Origin of the sequence: Akkermansia massiliensis, assembly GCF_018847375.1 — a bacterium.
Lineage (GTDB): Bacteria > Verrucomicrobiota > Verrucomicrobiia > Verrucomicrobiales > Akkermansiaceae > Akkermansia > Akkermansia massiliensis.
On record NZ_CP072036.1, the window covers coordinates 1689569 to 1708303 of the forward strand.

Annotated in this window: 17 protein-coding genes; 3 read left to right on the forward strand and 14 right to left on the reverse strand. The window is 60.7% G+C overall.

Annotated features, from left to right (window positions below):
* The first annotated feature begins 9 nt into the window (after positions 1 to 9).
* A complete protein-coding gene (gene rfbA / locus J5W70_RS07070; protein WP_022397424.1) occupies positions 10 to 873 on the forward strand; it encodes a glucose-1-phosphate thymidylyltransferase RfbA in 864 nt (287 codons plus the stop codon).
* Positions 874 to 1179: 306 nt separating this feature from the next.
* Here rfbA and J5W70_RS07075 read toward each other — a convergent pair whose 3' ends face one another.
* From J5W70_RS07075 to mce, 8 genes are all read right to left on the reverse strand, one after another.
* Complete coding sequence (locus tag J5W70_RS07075) at positions 1180 to 1881, reverse strand: hypothetical protein (RefSeq protein WP_022397423.1); 702 nt, start codon at positions 1879 to 1881, stop codon at positions 1180 to 1182.
* 121 nt (positions 1882 to 2002) lie between these two features.
* Positions 2003 to 3499 carry a butyryl-CoA:acetate CoA transferase gene (locus tag J5W70_RS07080; protein ID WP_022397422.1) on the reverse strand — a complete coding sequence of 499 codons (1497 nt, stop codon included), beginning with the start codon at positions 3497 to 3499 and terminating at the stop codon, positions 2003 to 2005.
* A 53-nt stretch (positions 3500 to 3552) separates the two neighbouring features.
* Positions 3553 to 4326 (reverse strand): biotin--[acetyl-CoA-carboxylase] ligase, encoded by a 774-nt coding sequence (locus J5W70_RS07085; RefSeq protein ID WP_022397421.1) that lies wholly within the window; start codon positions 4324 to 4326, stop codon positions 3553 to 3555.
* Positions 4327 to 4362: 36 nt separating this feature from the next.
* The gene (locus tag J5W70_RS07090; protein ID WP_102713851.1) at positions 4363 to 6027 is read right to left on the reverse strand and encodes a sodium ion-translocating decarboxylase subunit beta; all 1665 of its coding nucleotides are present in this window, start codon (positions 6025 to 6027) and stop codon (positions 4363 to 4365) included.
* A gap of 81 nt (positions 6028 to 6108) precedes the next feature.
* Positions 6109 to 6516, reverse strand: a complete 408-nt coding sequence (locus J5W70_RS07095; protein WP_180971744.1) for an acyl-CoA carboxylase biotin carboxyl carrier protein subunit — start codon at positions 6514 to 6516, stop codon at positions 6109 to 6111.
* A 75-nt stretch (positions 6517 to 6591) separates the two neighbouring features.
* Positions 6592 to 7050 (reverse strand): OadG family transporter subunit, encoded by a 459-nt coding sequence (locus J5W70_RS07100; RefSeq protein WP_022395956.1) that lies wholly within the window; start codon positions 7048 to 7050, stop codon positions 6592 to 6594.
* A gap of 21 nt (positions 7051 to 7071) precedes the next feature.
* Positions 7072 to 8637, reverse strand: a complete 1566-nt coding sequence (locus tag J5W70_RS07105) for an acyl-CoA carboxylase subunit beta (RefSeq protein ID WP_022395955.1) — start codon at positions 8635 to 8637, stop codon at positions 7072 to 7074.
* Between the two features lie 31 nt (positions 8638 to 8668).
* Positions 8669 to 9091: a methylmalonyl-CoA epimerase gene (mce, locus tag J5W70_RS07110; RefSeq protein ID WP_102722924.1), complete on the reverse strand. Its 423-nt coding sequence runs from the start codon at positions 9089 to 9091 to the stop codon at positions 8669 to 8671.
* 165 nt (positions 9092 to 9256) lie between these two features.
* Here mce and J5W70_RS07115 point away from each other — a divergent pair, with 165 nt between their 5' ends.
* Positions 9257 to 10795 carry a TIGR03790 family protein gene (locus J5W70_RS07115; RefSeq protein ID WP_022395953.1) on the forward strand — a complete coding sequence of 513 codons (1539 nt, stop codon included), beginning with the start codon at positions 9257 to 9259 and terminating at the stop codon, positions 10793 to 10795.
* Between the two features lie 110 nt (positions 10796 to 10905).
* Entirely contained in the window at positions 10906 to 11253 is a 348-nt protein-coding gene (rplS, locus tag J5W70_RS07120; protein ID WP_012419257.1) for a 50S ribosomal protein L19, read from the forward strand.
* A gap of 291 nt (positions 11254 to 11544) precedes the next feature.
* On the opposite strand, the gene J5W70_RS07125 is transcribed toward rplS, so the two are convergent.
* From J5W70_RS07125 to J5W70_RS07150, 6 genes are all read right to left on the reverse strand, one after another.
* A complete protein-coding gene (locus J5W70_RS07125) occupies positions 11545 to 12321 on the reverse strand; it encodes a DUF4328 domain-containing protein (protein ID WP_022395952.1) in 777 nt (258 codons plus the stop codon).
* Positions 12321 to 13994, reverse strand: coding sequence for a discoidin domain-containing protein (locus J5W70_RS12905; RefSeq protein ID WP_022395951.1), 1674 nt, complete (start codon positions 13992 to 13994; stop codon positions 12321 to 12323). The genes J5W70_RS07125 and J5W70_RS12905 overlap by 1 nt, the downstream gene beginning before the upstream one ends.
* 584 nt (positions 13995 to 14578) lie before the next feature.
* On the reverse strand, positions 14579 to 16315 hold the full coding sequence (locus J5W70_RS07135; RefSeq protein ID WP_022395949.1) for an esterase/lipase family protein: 1737 nt from the start codon (positions 16313 to 16315) through the stop codon (positions 14579 to 14581).
* Positions 16316 to 16345: 30 nt separating this feature from the next.
* Entirely contained in the window at positions 16346 to 17572 is a 1227-nt protein-coding gene (locus J5W70_RS07140) for an aminotransferase class V-fold PLP-dependent enzyme (RefSeq protein WP_022395948.1), read from the reverse strand.
* A 2-nt stretch (positions 17573 to 17574) separates the two neighbouring features.
* Positions 17575 to 18057, reverse strand: a complete 483-nt coding sequence (locus J5W70_RS07145) for a rhodanese-like domain-containing protein (protein WP_022395947.1) — start codon at positions 18055 to 18057, stop codon at positions 17575 to 17577.
* A gap of 10 nt (positions 18058 to 18067) precedes the next feature.
* Positions 18068 to 18730 (reverse strand): DUF1573 domain-containing protein, encoded by a 663-nt coding sequence (locus J5W70_RS07150; RefSeq protein ID WP_022395946.1) that lies wholly within the window; start codon positions 18728 to 18730, stop codon positions 18068 to 18070.
* Positions 18731 to 18735 lie beyond the last annotated feature (5 nt).

An 18735-nucleotide genomic window follows, 5' to 3' on the forward strand; every position in this document is an offset into this window, starting at 1 on the left:
GAAATTGATATGAAAGGTATTGTTCTGGCCGGGGGAAGCGGCACGCGCCTGCATCCCGTCACGCTTTCCGTCAGCAAGCAATTGCTGCCCGTTTACGACAAGCCGATGGTGTATTACCCCATTTCCGTGCTGATGCTGGCCGGGATACGGGAAATCCTCGTCATTTCCACTCCGCGGGACCTGCCTCTGTACCAGGATCTGCTGGGGGACGGAAGCAGGTTCGGCGTAACTTTTGAATACCGGGAGCAGCCCAGGCCGGAGGGACTGGCTCAGGCCTTCATCATCGGGGAGGAATTCATCGGAAAAGATACCGTGGCCCTGGTGCTGGGGGACAATATTTTTTACGGTCGCGGCCTGACGGAGAAGTTGAGGCGCGCCGCTGAACTGACGAGCGGGGCGACCATTTTCGGTTACCAGGTGCACGATCCGCAGCGTTTCGGCGTGGTGGAGTTCAATGAAGAAGGAAAGGCCGTTTTCATTGAGGAAAAACCGCTCAAGCCCAAGTCGGACATCGCCGTGACGGGCCTTTATTTTTACGACAACCAGGTGGTGGAGATCGCCAAGAGGATTCCCAAATCCGCCCGGGGAGAGCTGGAAATCACCTCCGTGAACCAGGAGTACCTGAAACAGGGCCTTCTGCGCGTGGAAAAGCTGGCGCGCGGCTATACGTGGCTGGACACGGGCACGCACGACACCCTTCTGGAGGCTTCCATGTTTGTCCGCACCCTGGAACACCACCAGGGCTTCAAGGTGGCGTGCCTGGAGGAGATTGCCTTCAACAACGGCTGGATTTCCGCAGAAACGCTGCGTATTCAGGCCGGAGCCATGAAAAATAACGGCTACGGCTGTTATTTGGACGAATTGGTGAAGTAACGTTCCGAGCGGCGCTCCTGTTTCCCCTGCCTGGGAAAATGGCCCGGGTTGCGTTGGCTCCCTGCCGTAGCCCGGGATTCCCGGAGGGCGTGGGTGCCTCCCTTGCAGTGCCTGCCCGTAGGGACGGCCGTGTTCCCGGACGGATAAATGATGCCGCCGGTTTTTTATTCAAAGCCGTAAAAGGCTTCGGCGCTCCGGGAGCCGCACCCGGGCTGTAAGAAGGGCCGCGGCGCGGAGCGCGCGCATTCATTTCGCAGGATGAGGCAGGAACTCTTTCGGAAAGCCTGTAGGAATGGAGAGAGGGGCCTACGGGCGGCTGTCCGGCATGGAAGGATTCATCAATTCCGGCATGGAGGCTATGGACATGGCGTTTTTAAAAAGGCGCCGCACCAGAATAACGGAAAGGGCCGCTAGCAGGATTTCGAGGCCGCAGGACAGGATAATGGCTAGCCACGCAGCTGGCGTTGCCAGGGAGGGAGCCACGGAGGACAGGCACTGCCGCAACAGGGTGGAGAGGAAGAACAGGACGCTTTGCAGTCCGCAGCCTGCCGCCGCAATGCCCCAGGCCAGGAATGTCCTTCTGCCTGCGGATCCGTATCCCGCCGTATAAGGGAAAGAAAAGAAAGAAATGATGGCCGCCAGAAGGAGGAAGGACTCCCAAACCTTGTCCATTTCCGCGTATTGCAATAAGACGGGCATCCCCGCAAACGGAATGAGGAGGGAGTACAGGGCGGGCAGGAAGGCCAGCGCGCTTAGAATTCTTGTGATCCTGCTCCCCTGGGAAGCCAGCAGGACCCTGCTTCCCCAGGATAGGAGGAAAGACAGGGCCAGGATGGAGATTAGTTCCGACCATGTTCCCAAAAGCAGGAAGGGCGCGGCTGTCCGTGGGCAGTGGAGGAAAAGGGGCATGAAAAGATGAATGAGGACGGTCGCCGTGACGCCTGCTCCGAAGAGGAAGGTGCAGGCTCTGATAAATGCCTTGGCTGCGGGGTAAATCATCCAGTTCATGGGAGAGGAGCGGGAAGTGGAGAAGGACGGGAAAAAGGAAAAGGACCGCTCCCTGCGCGGGAGCGGTCCTGTAGGGTTAACGTGAAGTCATGGACGCCAATGCAATGACGGCAGACATGGGTTACTTGTACTGGGCCCAGTCGACATTCTTCATGTCTCCGCTCCTGGCCAGCTCGGCATGCATGCCCAGGGCGGCCCGGATGGACTGCGGAGTCTGGGCCTTGCCGCCGGACAGTTTCAGGTAATCCCAGAGGATGTTCTTGTAATCCGGATGGACGCAGTTCTCGATAATGGTCTGGGCCCGTTCTTTCGGGCTCTTGCCGCGAAGATCGGCGACGCCCTGTTCGGTAATGATGATATTGACGTCATGTTCCGTATGGTCGTGGTGGGAGACCATGGGGACGATGGCGCTGATCTTGCCGTCCTTGGCGACGGACGGGCAGGTGAAGATGGAAATATAGGCGTTGCGCGTGAAGTCGCCGGAACCGCCGATGCCGTTCATCATCTTCGTGCCGCCGATGTGCGTGGAGTTGACGTTCCCGTAAAGGTCGGCTTCAATGGCGGTGTTGATGGAGATGACGCCGAGGCGGCGGATCACTTCCGGGCTGTTGGATATTTCCGAGGGACGGAGCACCAGCTTGTCGCGGAAGAAGTCCATATCCCTGTAAATGCCTTCCAGGCAGTCGTTCGTAACGGTCAGGGAACAGGCGCTCCCGAATTTCACGCGGCCCTCCCGGATCAGACCGATCACGGAGTTCTGAATGACTTCCGTGTACATTTCAAAGGCGGGAATGGTCTTGTCGCGGCCCAGGGCGCCCAGCACGGCGTTTGCAATGTTGCCCACGCCGGATTGAAGCGGCAGGAAGGTGGAGGGGATAATGCCCCGCTTCATGTCGGCGGCCAGGAAGTCCGCCACGTTCTGCCCGATTTTATCGGTCAGGGGGTCAGCCGCGGCAAAGGAACGGGCTTCGTCCGGCCAGTTGGTTTCCACGATGCCCACGATCTTTTTCGGATCAACCTGGATGTATGGTTTCCCGATACGGTCGCTGGGTTTGTAAATGGGGATTTCACGGCGGTTGGGAGGATCTAGGGGTTCGTAAACGTCATGCAGCCCCATGGCATTTTTGCTGTGGGCGGCGTTCAATTCCACGATGATCTTGTCGGCAAGGCGGCAAATGGTGGGAGCGATCCCTCCGGCGGCCGTCAGATAAATTTTACCGTCGGCCGTGACCTCGCAGGCTTCGATGATGGCCATGTCTACTTTGCCCATGAACCCGTAACGGATTTCCTGGGCCATCTGGGACAGGTGGATGTCGTTGTAGGCGATTTCCCCATTGTTCACCGCCTTGCGGAAGTCAACGTTGGTGGTGTAGGGGGCGCGGTAGCGAATAGCCTTGGCGCGGGAAAGAACCCCGTCGCAGGAATCGCCCGTGGAAGCACCGGTGAAGACGCTCACCTGGAAGGGGTTCCCCTTAGCGTGTTCCGCTTCTGCAATTTTTGCCAATTCAGCCGTCACAGCCTTGGCCGTCCCTGCGGGAGTAAACCCGCTCAGGCCAATGTGGTGGCCGTGTTTAATCAGGCTTGCTGCTTCTTCTGGTGTTAGTTCCTTGTAACTCATGTCAGTGATTTTTGTTGGATGAAAGAGAAAGAAACTCCGTGTCAACGGAGCGGTCAGGCTTGTTCTTCAACAAGCCTGTTGATCAGATGTGCCGGAACGGTCCGGAGGGAACCGGTCGGAAGGGATACCACAGGATTGCCCTGATCGTCAATCCCCGTAAAGATTCCCCGGATGGTTTCGTCATCCGTAAGGATGGAAACCGGCCTTTCCCCGGCCCATGCTTGCGCCAGCCCCTCCTGAAGGGTGGGGATGCCGCCGTGGGCAAAGGTAGAAAAAACCTGGTCCAAATGCCTGCCGAGGGAAGCCATGACGTCATGCAGTGAGGGACAGTCCTGAACAAGATCCGCGAGCCTTGCGGGAGGGTCCTTGATTTCTCCGGCTATAGAGGCCACGTCATTGAAAATGTTGATGCCTATGCCGATGACGGCCATGTGCGCGGAGGGGCGCTCCACAAGAATGCCCGCCAGTTTGGATTTTCCTATGAGGACGTCGTTGGGCCAGCGCAGGCGCGCGTTGGCAATGCCCATGCTGCGGAGCATGTTGAGCAGGGCCAGCCCTGCAACCAGGGGCAGATGGCCCCAGTGTACGCCGGCCGCAGTATCCAGGGGAACGGTGAAGGAGGACCACAGGCCGCCTTCCTCCCCTACCCATTTGCGGTTGAACCTGCCGCGGCCGCTTTTCTGCACGCGGCAGACGGCAATGTGGCGGGGGGGCAGGGAACGGGCCAGGTCATTGGTGGAAGAAGCCTCGGCCCATTCATGATAGGTCCAGTCGCCGCATGGTCCTTCCTCCTCTGGAGGAGTGGGGGATGGGGCGGTGGAATTCATGGGATGGGCCGAGGCCTGGAATAATTTCAAATCAGGTTATCTCGCCAGAGTGGCAATGTAGTAGCCTGCGATGACTGCGGTGCCGATCACGCCCGCAACGTTCGGTCCCATGGCGTGCATGAGAAGATAGTTGGAGGGATCATACTTCTGGCCCACATTGTGGGAGACGCGGGCCGCCATCGGAACGGCGGAGACGCCTGCGGAACCGATCAGGGGGTTGACCGGATTCTTGCGCCAGATGAGGTTCATCAGCTTGGCGGCGATCACGCCGCCCGCGGTGGCTACGCCGAAGGCGACAATGCCCAGCAGAATGATCAGCAGCGTTTCCTTCTGCAGGAAGCGGTCACCCTGCATCGTGAGGCCCACGGAGGTGCCCAGGAAGATGGTGACGATGTTGATGATTTCATTCTGGGAGGCCTGCACCAGGCGTTCCGTTACCTTGCACTCGCGCAGGAAGTTGCCCAGCATCAGCATGCCGATCAGCGGAGAGGCGTCCGGAATCAGCAGGATGGTGACAATGGTTACCAGCACGGCGAAGAACAGTTTTTCACTCTTGCTGACCGTTCGCAGGGATTTCATGCGGATGACCCGCTCCTTCTTCGTGGTCAGCAGAGCCATGATGGGCGGCTGTATCAGCGGGACCAGGGCCATGTACGTATACGCGGCCACGGCTACGGCGCCCAGCAGGTGCGGAGCCAGCTTCATCGTCAGGAAGATGGAGGTGGGGCCGTCAGCGCCGCCGATGATGCCGATGGAGGCGGATTCATTGGGCGTGAAGCCCATGAACAGGGCCATGAAGAACGTGGCGGCCACGCCCACCTGGGCCGCTGCACCCAGAAGAAGGGTGCGCGGTGCGGCGAGCAGCGGGCCGAAGTCCGTCAGGGCTCCCACGCCCAGGAAGATGATGGGCGGGAAGATTTCAGCCTTGATGCCCAGCCCGATCCAGTCGTACAGACCCCCATGGATGGAGGTGACCAGTAATTCCTGGGTGTGCTGGCCCACGGCCACGTACTTGCCTGCGGCGGAGACCACCAGGGGTTCCAGCTTCTGCGTTTCCAGATTCACCGGAACCTGGTTACCTTCCGTGTCAAAGTAGTTGACTCCCTTCTGGCGCAGAACGGTGGTGACTCCACCGTTCGTGAGCAGGTACACCGGATCGTTGGCGTCCGCTTCCGTCACGTTGTGGAAGTCCTTCAGGTTGGGGTCCACCGTCAGGCTGTCGTCCCCCAGAAGGGCGGCGTCAGCCTTGGCTTTTTCCTGGGATTCCCGCACGGGCTTGATCTGGGAGACGGTCAGCGGGCTGCCGGGGTAAACCTGCATGGGCTGTTCCATGTTTGCCAGATACTGGGCGCGCGCTTCAGGCGTGGTCAGGTTGGCCGGCACCTTGACGGGGGCCTGCTGGAGCGGGGCCACGTGAACGCGCAGGTAGCCCACGTTGTTGAGGGACGTGGCGGTCACTTCCCCCGCCTTATTAGAGGAGATGACCTGCTGGTTCAGCTGGGTGATGAGCATTCCGTTGTCCGGAATGTTGGCAATTAATGCGCCAAAGGCAATCGGAACCATCAGAAGAGGTTCGTACTGCTTGGCTACACCCAGGTACAGGAGAAGAACGGCAATGCCCCACATCCCTACCATTTGCCATGATAGGGAGAAGATGCCCATCCCCTGTAAAAAGGTGATTAATGAATCAAAAAGACTCATATGGAATAATTATTGTAGCGGTTTTTAGTCTGAGTCGGAGTCCGGACCTGTGTTAGGGGGGCCGGGCGGCTCCCGCCGGGATTAACCAATCTTGGCCAGCGCCTGTCCTTCCTGAACCGTGTCGCCCGCGCTTACGCAGAAAGCGGTGAGCGTGCCGGAGGCGGGAGCGTAAATGATGGTGTTCATCTTCATGGCTTCCAGCGTCAGGATCTGGTCACCGGCCTTCACGGCGGTGCCGGGGGCAACGTCCAGGGAAACGACTTTGCCGGCGAGCGGGCTGGGCACGTCTCCTGCGCCGGCGGCGGCCGGGGCGGGGGCGGGCGTGGGAGCCGGAGCGGGCGCCGCGACAGGGGCGGAGGCTGCGGGTGCGGGAGCCGGGGCTGCAACGGGGGCCGGAGCCGGGGCGGAGGTAGTGGAGGAGACCTGGTCCAGGAGTTCTACGGATACGTCAAATACCTTGCCGTCTACGGTGATGCGAAGTTTCTTCATAATAATGTATGGTATGGAATATTAAGTTAAATGATTCCCGCCGGGGGCGGGGGTAAGGGTGAATAATGCAGTGGTTCAATGACTGGGCCGGATGCGGTGGGAGGCGAAGATTTCCGCCCTGCCTGCGGCCGCATAGCCGGAGCCCGGGGATTGCTTGATTTCCACGATGCGGTGGCTCATGCCGTCCAGGCCTGCGTCCACGGCGGCGGAGATGACGGCCACCATTTCCGGCGTGAGCTCCGTCATGGCGGAGTCCACGGCTGCGGAGAGGATGGCGAGCATTTCCGGAGTCATGCCCGGCTTGCCTGCTGCCGCAGGGGCGGCGGCAGGCACAGGAGCGGGAGCGGCGGAGGCCGCTGCGGCCTTGGCTTTGGCCTTGTTCTGGATGGAAGCGGCAATGGAGCCGCTGATGGTCAGAATGACGGCCAGGCCACCCAGGCACATCATGACCACCAGGATGCCGACGATCTGGTAGTCCAGATTCTCCATGATGTTGGCCATGCCCTGCGCAAAGGCGAGTGTCGTAAGTAACATATGAATCCGTTAAGATGGATGTTAGAGCGGAATGTTGCCGTGCTTCTTGGCCGGACGCACTTCCTTCTTGTTCAGGAGGGTGCGCAGGGCGAAGGCGATCTTGGCGCGGGTTTCTTCCGGATTGATGACTTCCGTGATCTGGCCCATGCCGGCCGCCACGTACGGGTTGTAGAAGGCCTCCCGGTATTCTTCCAGAAGTTCTCCCTGGCGCTTGGCCTTTTCCGCGGGGTCTTCCACGGCTTTCAGCTCGCGGCCGTAAAGCACCGGAACAGCGCCTTCCGCGCCCATCACGGCGATTTCCGCGCCGGGCCAGGCGAAAACGGCGTCAGCGCCCAGGTCCTTGCAGCACATGGCGATATAGGCGCCGCCGTAGGCTTTGCGCATGATCAGGGTGACCTTGGGCACCGTGGCCTGGGAGTAGGCGAAGATGAGCTTGGCGCCGTGGCGGATGATGCCGCCGCGTTCCTGGTTCTTGCCGGGCAGGAAGCCGGGCACGTCCACCAGGTTCACCAATGGGATGTTGAACGCGTTGCAGAAGCGGATGAAGCGGGCGGCCTTGTCGGAGGAGTCGATGTCCAGGCAGCCGGCCTTCACGTTGGGCTGGTTGGCGATGATGCCGACCACCACGCCGCAGACCCGGCCGAAGCCGACGACGACGTTCTTGGCGAAGTCCTTGTGCACTTCCAGGAAATCCCCGTCATCCACCAGGCGGCTGATGATGGGCTGGACGTCCAGGGGCGTGCGGTTGTCGCCGGGAATCAGGTCGCTCATGCCTTCGTCCGCGCTCAGGTCAAGCGGGGTGTCCAGCTTGTGGGGCGGTTCTTCCGCGTTGTTGGCGGGAAGGAAGGAAAGGAGCCTCTTCAGGATGTCCAGGGCGTGCGCGTCGCTGTCCGCCACGAAGTGGACGTTGCCGGACACGGAGGCGTGGATGGCCGCGGAGCCGATGTCGTCCATCGTGCACTTTTCATACGTGACCTGTTCAATCACCTTGGGACCGGTGATGTACATGCCGGCGTTGCCGGAATTGCGCATGATGATGAAGTCCGTCAGGGCGGGGGAATAGGCCGCGCCGCCTGCGCAGGGCCCCAGGATCATGGATATCTGCGGAACCACGCCGGAAGCCAGCACGTTGTTGTAGAACACCTGGGCGTAGCCGGACAGGGCCGCCACGCCTTCCTGGAGGCGCGCGCCGCCGGAGTCGTTCACCGTCACCATCGGGATGCCGGCTTTCAGGGCGTACTTCTGGGCGTCCGCAATCTTCATGGCGTGCATGTAGCCGAGGGAGCCGCCCTGGGCCAGGAAGTCGGAGGCCGCGCAGGCGACCGGACGGCCGTTCACGAGGCCGAAGCCGGAAACGACGCCGTCGCCGGGGATTTCCTTCTTGCCCATGCCGAAGTTGTGGCAGTTGTGGCGCACATGCATGCCGATTTCCGAGAAGGTGCCTTCTTCAAAGAGGTACCCCATGCGGTCGCGGGCCGTCATTTCGCCCTTTTCGTGTCTCTTGTCGATCTTTTCCTGACCGCCGCTGAGGATGACCTTCTTGCGGCGGCTGTTCAGATCGTCAATCAATTTGGGATCAATAGCCATTGGTATAGTGGTATGGTGGATTCGGAGAATGTTACTTGCCGCATCCGCAACCGCCGGGGTGCTGGCAGAATTCGGTCAGCACGCCGAAGGTGCACTTGGGATGCAGGAAGGTGACCTGCGTATTGTGCGCGCCGGGGACGGGCGGGTCGTTCAGCACGGTAAGGCCGGCTTCCTTGGCCTGGGAGATGTTGTCAGCAATGTCGTTGGTCTTGAAAGCGATGTGGTGGATGCCTTCCCCTTTCTTCTCGATGGCCTTGGCGATGGCGCTTTCCGGAGAGGTGGGTTCGAGCAGTTCGATGTGGACTCCGGCAACGTCAAACATGGCGACGCGCACCTTTTGCGTGGGCACTTCCTCAATGTGGGGCTCTCCGAGTCCGAGCGCATCACGGTAGTAGGGAACGGTGGCGTCAAGGCTCTTGACGGCGATGCCGATATGGTCAATTTGTTGAATCATATGCGTATGATGGTTGTAGGGAATGCAGGTGGAAGCCTGCAATACATCAGGAGCCATTAAAGCGGATTTTTTTTAGATGTGAAGCGAAAAGCGGAAAAATGGCGAAATCGCGCCCGCTCCGTTTCACCTGCTTGATTGCCCCGGAAGATGAGGTATGGTAGGGGCATGTTCAAGAGGGGATTAGCCGTATTGTTCCTGCTGGCGTCGTGGTTTTCCGCCGCGTGTGCCTATGAGCTGCTGCCCGCCCATGTGGCCGTGGTTTACAACGGAAAATCCGAGCTGAGCCGCCGCATGGCCAGGGAGTATGCGCGGGTGCGCGGCGTGCCGGAAGGGAACCTGGTTTCCCTGGACTGCCCCTCGGCCAACGAGATTTCCCGGAAGGAGTATGAAGACCTGATCCGTGCGCCCCTGCTGCGGACGGCGCAGGAGCAGCGGTGGTGGGTGCCGTCCGGCATTGCCTCCGCCCCCATGATGGACCGGAAGATTTTTGCGCTGGTGCTGATGGCGGACCTGCCAATGAAGATACGGCATGAAGCGCCCGTTCCCCCTCCCGGGAAGGATATCAACCAGATGCAGACGGACCGCGCCGCCGTGGACTCCGAACTGGCGCTGCTGGCGGTGGACGGTTATGAGAGGAAGGCCTGGGTAGGAAACCCCTATTTTGACAGGAAGGAGGATTTTGTGGGCTCCGGCCTGCCCACGTTCCTGGTGTGCCGCCTGGACGGCCTGACGGCGGATACCTGCCTGCGGCTGGTCACGGAACCTGCGGAGGTGGAGAAGAAGGGCCTGTGGGGGTGGGCGGTGGTGGACCGGGGCGGCCCCTACGCCCAGGGGGACCAGTGGCTGGATTCCGTGTTCCGCCGCGTGCGGGAAGCGGGAATCCCCGTTTACCTGGATGACTGGCCCCAGACTCTTCCGGAGAAATTTCCGCTGAGCCGGGACACGGCGCTTTACTGCGGCTGGTACACCGGGAATGCGAACGGTCCGTTTACGGACCCAACCTTCCGTTTCCGGCCCGGAGCGGTCGCCATGCACCTGCATTCCTTCAGCGCCTCCGATTTCAAGATTCCCGGCAGGGGGTGGAGTTCCGCCCTGCTGGAAAAGGGGGCGGACGTGACGGTGGGGAACGTGTATGAACCGTTCCTGGGCGCGTGCCACCGCTTTGACATTTTTGCGGACCGCCTGCTGGACGGCTATACCGTGGCGGAAGCCTCCTGGATGAGCATGCCCGTACTATCCTGGCAGGGGGTGGTGTTCGGGGACCCCCTCTACCGTCCGTACGCCCGCATGAAGGACATGGACGTGAAGCCGACGGAAGAGGACCGCTATTTCCAGGGCTGGTGGGCTTCCTCTGTACAGTTCGGGGACCGCTGGCGGGACCGTTCCGCGCGCCTGCTGGAATCCGCCCGGAAGGCACCCTCCTCCTGCCTTTATGAAGCGCTGGCGCTGGAACACCTGTACCGGAAGGAGCCGGCACGGGCCGGGGAGCTGGTTTTCTCCGCCCTTGACGGCGCGCCGGACGCCCGCACCCGCGCCCGTCTTCTGCTGGAGTCCCTGCTGGCGGACCGCGCCCAGGGCGGGGACAAGGCCTTCCTGCTGCGGATGGACAGCGTCCGCGCCCTCATGTCTTCCTCCGCCTTTCTCCCGGCGCTGGAGGAGTGGCATGCAAGGATAGCTCCGCCGCCGCCCCCGCCTAAAAAATAAAATTAAGGCCGTACGGCAAATTTGGATTGCCTTTTAGGGGATTATGGCCCATATTCTGCGTCCCGTAAGTTTTCCTTTTACTGATATTCACCAGCAATAGATAACACAAGATGAACATTATCAACAAAATCGAGCAAGAGCAACTCAAGGCGGATGTGACCCCATTTAACGTAGGTGATACCATCAAGGTTCACACTCGTGTTATTGAAGGCGGCAAGGAACGTATCCAGATTTTCCAGGGCATCGTGATCGCCAAGCGCGGTTCCGGCATCAATGAAGCTTTCACGGTCCGCAAGATTTCCTACGGTGAAGGCGTGGAGCGTGTGTTCCCCCTGCACACCCCCCGCATCGCCAAGATTGAAGTCGTGAACCGCGGCAAGGTCCGCCGTGCCAAGCTTCACTACCTGCGCGGCCGTATCGGCAAGGACGCCATGATCGTGAAGTCCGCCAACCGGTAATCGGAAAAATTGCTATTTTTGCTGGCCCGGCCCGCCGTGAGGCGAGGCCGGGTTTTTTATGCCCGGAAGGTTTTATTCCACCCCGGAGGAAGAAGGGGCCGGACGGGAAAGGAAGGCGTGAAAAAATTTTCGTGAAACCCCCTGTGAGGGCAACACGGTTTTTCCCGGTGAAAGTTCCGGAAAGGGGGAGAGAGGCTGAAAGAAAGCCGGCAAGAAAAAGGAACGGGATGGAACAAGTCCTCCGGCTTTTCCGTTCCTTCCGGCGGGGCTTTGCCGGGGGGAGGGAGCTAATCAGGAAGGCAGGCGGTTGGCCAGCCTCTTTTGCAGGAAATAGAAGTGGAGCATCATCAGCACGGAACTTGCCAGGCTCACCAGGAAGGCCGTTCCGTTGTACATGATGACGGGGCGCACCATGCCGTTCAGCAGGGCTTCCAGCTCCCGGTCCAGCGCAAGCACGTTTTCCGGGCTTTCTTCCGCCCATGCCCGGAGCGTCTCCGAGAAATGGAACAGGGGCTGGAACAGCGTATACAGGAAGATGAGCAGGGAACCCGGCACGCTGACGGCCCAGGCCAGCCATATCCAGCCTTTTCCGCGTGAAGGGCCGGGGAAGGAGAGGGCCTTGTTGACGTCCAGCATGGCTTGAAGGGGCATCCAGATATTGCCCACGGGGAGGAAGAAGGAAAGGACGCAGAGCAGGGGAGAGGCGCGCATGGCTCCCTTCTTCACCGTTTCCGCATTCTGCGCCAGCCGGTAAACCAGCATCAGCCAGCAGACCACCAGCCCGGCCATGGACAGGTAAAACAGGCCGCCGTCCAGCGTCAACGGAGCGGCGGAGCTTGCATCCGCCCTGGCAAGGGAGAGGGAAAGGGAGGCGCGGTCCCCTTCCTGGAGTTCCTTCATGGTTTGAGCCAGCGTTTCCGAGATGGCTTGCTGAATCAGGGGAAGATCGTGGAAAAGCAGATAGAAGGTGCCCCCGGCCAGCGCCAGGGCAAACAGGCACAGGAGGAACAAGAGGACGCCGAGCTTCCGGAGGGGCGGAATTCCGGCTGAAAACGCTTCCGCAGGCATTATTCTTCCGCAGGTGCGGGGGCCGGTGTTTCCGCCGCTTCTTCCGGGCCGTATGCCTCCACTTCCGTCAGCGCCAGCGGATGGGCCGGATCGGTGGATTCCACGCGCAGGGCGCGCGCCTTGACCGGAGCTTCCAGCTTCCAGGTGGTGACGTTGGTGGATTTTTCCGAGGGTGTGGTGTTGAAGGTTTTTTCCGCCAGCACGTTCTTGTCATTGTCGTACAGAATCACCTTGAATTCCTCCATGGTGCCCAGCAGAGTCAGGTTGGCTGGCGTGTAAATAACCACTTTTTCTATGGTGCGGTTGGTCTCCTTGCCGAAGTCGATGCCGAACCAGGCGGTTTTTCCTTCCGCCACGCCGGTGGCGCTGATGGAAACGTCGGAAAGCTCGGAGCTGGTATTGCCGTCCACGGCCTTTTCCGGACCGTAGGCGCCCAGCATGTTGCGGTTGGAGCTCTGGCGCACCTTGACGCCGGGCTGAAGGCTCCAGTTGACTTTGCCGGGTTCGGCGGAGGGTTTGGGAGCTGCAGGCACGGGTTCCGGATGCGGGAGCGGGGCAGGTGCGGGAACCGCAGGGGCCGGAGTGGTGTTTTCCGCGACGGCCGGGGCAGAGGGCGCAGGTGTTGCCGGAGCATGGCGGCGCGCTTCCCTGTTCGCTTTTCTCGCCGCATCCGCCTTCGCGTTGTTTTCCTTCTGCACCTGTTCGTTGTAGTCATTGCGCATTCTGACGACGTCCTTCTTGTACAGGATGCAGGTGTAGGTCAGCACAATGCCCACGATCAGGGCCGGGATAAGGTAGTAGTAAACATTGGTCTGCCCTTTCTGCATATTCATGGCGGGGACGGGCGTTGAGGACGGCCGGGGAGGAATGGCTGCCGCGTTTCTTCCCGTGGGGCTGGCGATGGCCTTGTCCAGGTCCGTGATAAAGTCCCCCAGGTTCCGGTAGCGTTCGCGGGTGTCCGGATTGATGGCCCGGGAGACCACGGCGTCCACGGCGTCGCTGCACTTGATCAGGGTGGAGGGCATGGCGAAGCCCGCTTCCATCGGCGTCTTGCGGGTCAGCAGGATGTAGAGCGTCAGCCCCAGGGCGTAAATGTCCATGCCCGGCGTGAAGGCGGCTTCCGCCCCGGTGACCCATTCCGGAGAGGCGAAGTCCCCCATGTCTACCGGGGGCTGCGCGGGATAAATGTTGATGGGCAGCAGCAGGGCGTCTCCGCCGTCCGCGCGCAGGGAAATCAGCTTGGGCGTGATGCCGCCGTGAAAGATGTTTTTCCGGTGCAGCGTCAGCAGGCCTTCCGCCATGTTCCGCACCAGGTTGAGCGCCGCCTGGGGGGATATCTGGGGGAGGGTTTCCAGGTCCGCCAGGCGCGGATAGGGGGAGTGTTCGGAAATGATGAAGGTGAACGGTCCTGCCTGTCCCACTTCGTAAACGCGCAGAAGGCCCTGGTGCGCCTGTTCCACAATGGTGAGGGAGCGGACGATGAATTCCGGATTCCAGCCGAAGACTCCGGCTTCCTCCGTGGGGACCACCCGCAGCATGACGGGAGCGAAATTGGATTTCAGGGTGGCGGTGAAAATTTGCTGGGGGCCTTTGGCCCCGACAAGCTGGATGTTTTCCAGCTGGGGGAAGAGGGCGGAAATCTGGTCCATGGAAAGGGAATCGTCGGCAGGCATGGAAAAGGGAGGTGGAATAGTATCGGCAAACAGTCTACCTTAAAATCCTTGCCGGAAGCAACTCTATAAGCGGGCATATTTTGCTGGCGGGATGTCCTGACGCTGAACGGAAACCGCTCGTGCCGGGCCGGAACGGCCTTTTCCGGGCGGGGTGGACGCTCTCCTTTGAAGAAGGCGTCCCGAGGGGCCGTTCTTTCCGTATCCATACGGTTGACGGGCCTGTTCCTTCCGCTGGCGCAATGGTTTTTCCTGACGGGGAAGTTTGTTGGAAAAGGCGGATGCCCCCTCCGTTTTCAGGAAGGGTTGTTTCCTCTTCGTTCCGTGGCCGGAAGACGGCCTTTTTGCCTGCCGTCCGGTTAAAACAGGAGGGGCAGAAGCCGGAAGGCCGAACCGGCAAATTCAGCGGGGAGTTTGTGTTTGTCCACGATTGCCCGAACCTCCTTTTTACTCAGGAACCGTTCTTCCTTTTTCGCTTTGAACGCGGTCCAGTCAACCATGATGGATGACAGGAGCTGGGACAGGAAATCATGCATGCGAAAGAGCGGGGTATTTCCAGAGGCCCGGCGGGGAGCCGCATTCCTGCATTACGGCCTTTTAAGGATGATGGGCGGGGCGGGGTTGGTCTGCCACACCGGGGTGGCGGCCCGTGCGTCCGCTTCCTCCAGCGTCTGGCGCCCCTTGACCTTCATCAGGTGTTCCCGGAGGATGCGCCGCAGTTCCACGGCGGCGGCCGGGTCATCCTGCACGCTGTGCCCGGACGGGACGATTTTTTCACTGGCGCTCCAGTCCAGATGGGAGGAGCGGTACTTGACCACGCCGTCGGAGGAGTGGGGCGTATCGTTCCTGCCCCTGTCCCCGATGATGGAATGGACGGGAACGTTCGGGTCCCCGCGCAACTCCGACATGTACTTGACCAGGGAGGAGTTCGGGGAAAGCTGGCGGATGCTGGTGAGTTCGTCCTTCAGCTGCAGGGGATTGAGCAGGAACATGCCGCGGCTGAGGGTGGCGATGCGGGTGACTTCCTCCAGCATGTCCGCCGGGAGATCGATCAGGCGCTGGCCCAGCCGCCCTATCCAGTTGTCCGCAAAGGTGGAGCCGCGGTGCGGGGTGGCCATGTACACGATGCGCGTGACGCCCCTGGCGGGGGAGAAGATAAAATTGTTCTGGAGCTGTTCAAGCATGGGCTCGTCACAGTGCAGGGGTTCCAGCCCGGTTTTCCAGTTCTCCAGCGTCATGTCTGCAAAGGTTTCCGGGGGAAGCTCAAAGAGGCCCTTCATCAGCGTCCAGGGCTTGGTGGAGTTGTTGAAGCGGGTGATGAGGCCGCCCATGGAGTGCCCCACCATGACGATGTTGTTCATTTCCCTGGAGTCGCCGCGGGGATTGTATTCCTGCATGAGTTCCTCCAGGGCCTTCCGCTGCCTGCTGGCCGGAATGGTCCAGGCCAGGCCGGACGGATAGCCGAAGAACCAGAACTGGTAGTTTTCCCGGATGACGGGATCCACCAGAAGGCGGTTGGTCAGGTTGGCAAAGGTGGCGGGGCCGGACATCAGGCCGTGGGTGAAGACCACGGGAATTTTCCGGGGGTCATAGGGTTCGGAAAAATAAAGCCCCATCGTATTGATGGCCTTTTTGGGACGGAACGCGCCCAGCAGTTCCGTTCCGTCCGCGTCGGAAAGCTTCCAGAAAAGGGCGATGGGAACGGAGAAGTTGGCCGCCAGGGGCTGACGCACCTTGTTTTTGCCGATGAAGACGTGCTCATTCATCAGACGGGGAATGGTGCGGAGGGTGGGCTTCCCGTCCACCATGCGGTCAAAGTCCAGGATGGCCGTCAGCGTGTGCACGTTCCCGTTGTCCTTGAGCACGTTGGCATGGGGCCGGGAGACGCCCTGGGGCGCCAGGCCCGCCAGGGGAATGCCCATTCCCTCCACGGTTACGCTTTCCCGCAGGCGGAAGGTGGGGTCCACTTCGTCGGACATGAAGATGGCCTCGTAGAACCAGGGGTTGCTGTCCTTGGCGTAAGGAGATTTTTCAATGATGAAGGGGAGGCTTTGACGCTTCTTCTCATTCATGCCGCCCTCCCGTTTGGCCTCTTTCAGGTGGGAGGCCAGCTTCCGGATGCACGCGTTGTATTTTTTTCTGGCTTCCGGCCATTCCCTGCTGCGGTGGGGAGAGGAGAGGATGAGCCATGCGGCCTGGGCTTCCCGGATGGCTGCGGCGTCATCCTGGTAATGGGCGTACGCCCTTTCCTGCTGCTGGTGGTGCAGGGAACAGCCGGAAAGGCCCATGAGAAGGCCTAGAAGAAGGGCGGAAGCCGTTTTCATGATGAACAAGGAGAGAAGGGGGCGGAGAGGTCAGGAGAGCATGTCCAGAGCCCGGTTCATGGACTTGAGGAAGGTCTGAACTTCCTCTTCCGTATTGTACAGGGCAAAGGAGGCGCGGGTGGTTCCCGTGGTTCCCAGGGCGCACATGAGAGGCTGGCAGCAATGGTGCCCGGTGCGCACGGCAATGCCCATCTGGTCCAGCAGGGTGCCCAGGTCGTAATGGTGGATGCCTTCCGCCAGGACGGAGACCACGGCGCTGTGCGGCACGTCCGGGGCCAGCACGGTCAGGCGCGGCATGGCCTTGAGGCCTTCCACGGCCATGTCCGTCAGTTTCTGTTCATGGGCGGCGATGTTGTCCAGCCCCAGTCCGGAGACGTAGCGGATGGCCGCCGCCAGACCTACCGCTCCGCCAATGTTGGGCGTCCCTGCCTCATATTTGAAAGGGATGTCGTTGTAGACGGTTTTTTCAAAGGTGACTTCCTTGATCATCTCCCCGCCGCCCATCCACGGCGGCAGCTTTTCCAGCAGCTCCCTTTTTCCCCACAGCGCGCCGATGCCGGTGGGTGCGTACAGCTTGTGGCCGGAAAAGGCGTACAGGTCGCATCCCAGTTCCTGAACGTCCACGTTCATGTGGGAGACGGCCTGGGCGCCGTCAATCAGCACAATGGTGTCCGGCCTGTTTTCCCTGGCAAGCGCGGTGATCTCCTGCACGGGATTGATTGTTCCGAGCGTGTTGGAGACGTGGCCCACGGCCACGATGCGGGTGCGGGGGGAAAGCAGGTTCCGGTAGGCCTCCATGTCCAGCGTCTGGCCCGGCGTCAGCGGGACTACCTTGAGGACCGCGCCCGTGCGTTCGCAGAGCATCTGCCAGGGGACGATGTTGGAATGGTGCTCACAGGCGGTCAGGATAACTTCGTCCCCCGGCTTGACCATGCCGGACCTGGCGATGGTGTCTGCCGCCAGGTTGATGCCCATGGTGCAGCCGGAGGTGAACAGGACTTCCGCCGTTTCCGGCGCGTTGATGAACCGGGCCACCGTTTCCCGCGACTCTTCATGCGCCTCCGTGGCAAGCTGGCTCAGGTAGTGGGAGCCGCGGTGCACGTTGGCGTTCTGCGTTTCATAATAATTCCGGGTGGCATCCAGGACGGCCAGGGGCTTCTGCGTGGTGGCCGCATTGTCCAGGTAAATGAGCGGTTTGCCGTGCACGCTGGTTTCCAGGATGGGAAACTGCGGGCGGATGGTTGCTGTGTCAAGCATGGCTATGGTACGAGTGAGGGTTCTTTGCGCAATTCGTCCCAGCCCCCTTCCAGAATGAAGATGGGCGCGCGGATGCCGTATTCCGGCTTTTTCAGTTCATTGGCTACGGCTGCGCTGGAGGTGCAGTCCCTGCTGCAAAAGATGACGATGCAGCAGCCCTTGTCTTCCGCCGTCATCAGGGCTTCCATGGCGTTGGCCAGGAGTTCCTGGTAATTGGCGTCCGCCGGGCGGATGGGGTAGACGGGGGCCTGCGTGATAGTGTGGCGTTCAAAGTCGTCCTGCTTTCTGGCGTCTATCCAGATGACTTTTCCCGGCCATTCCTTCAGCACCTGGGCCAGGCACACGTGCCCCTCCTCCAGCGTCTCCGGATTGCAGGGCGGCGTGCGGAACGGCTGGATGACGCGCAGGTCCAGCGCAGCGATGCCCACGGCCAGCAGGAATACGGCCAGCAGGAGCTTCAGGGCGGTGGAAAGGGCGTCTCTCATGTGGGGAAGGTCAGTTTTCCTTGATGGTCAGGAACCCCATCTGGCGCTTGTAGCGCGGCACGGTGGAATCCGTGCGCACCCAGATGGTGTTGAAGGCCGGCTTGGCCGTGGACCTGGGAGTGACGATGATTTTGTATTCCCTGCCTTTCTTCACGGTCACGGGCTCATAGTCAAAGGCGTCCCCGGTCAGGTCCACCGTGGTCAGGTTGACGGGCAGTTCCTTGGAGATGGTGATTTTAATGGTCTTGGGGGCAGGGGCTTCTCCCCTGGTCCATTCCAGCTTGCGGGGTTCCATCCGGATGATGTCCGGGATTTGCGCGCGTATCACCAGCTTGTAGGCGGAGCCGTTGGCGTGCACCGTCATGTCCTTGTCCACGGTGCCGGAAAAGTTGCCGGTCTTCATCACGGCGCTGATGACGCCGGATTCCCCCGGAGCGTACGTCAGCTTGTTATCCTTCGCCCCGGCGGTGGTGCAGTCGCAGGAGACATGGATTTTGCTGATCGTGACGGGAACGCCGGAGGTATTGGTGAACGGGAAGGAGGCCGTGATGCTGTCCTGGTCCGGAGCCACCTTTACCGGAACCACCGTTTCCTTGAAGGACAGTTCGTTTTTGCCGGAGGCGAGGCCCCCGCACAGCAGCAGTCCTGACAGAATAATGGTCCGGATGGTCATGGTCG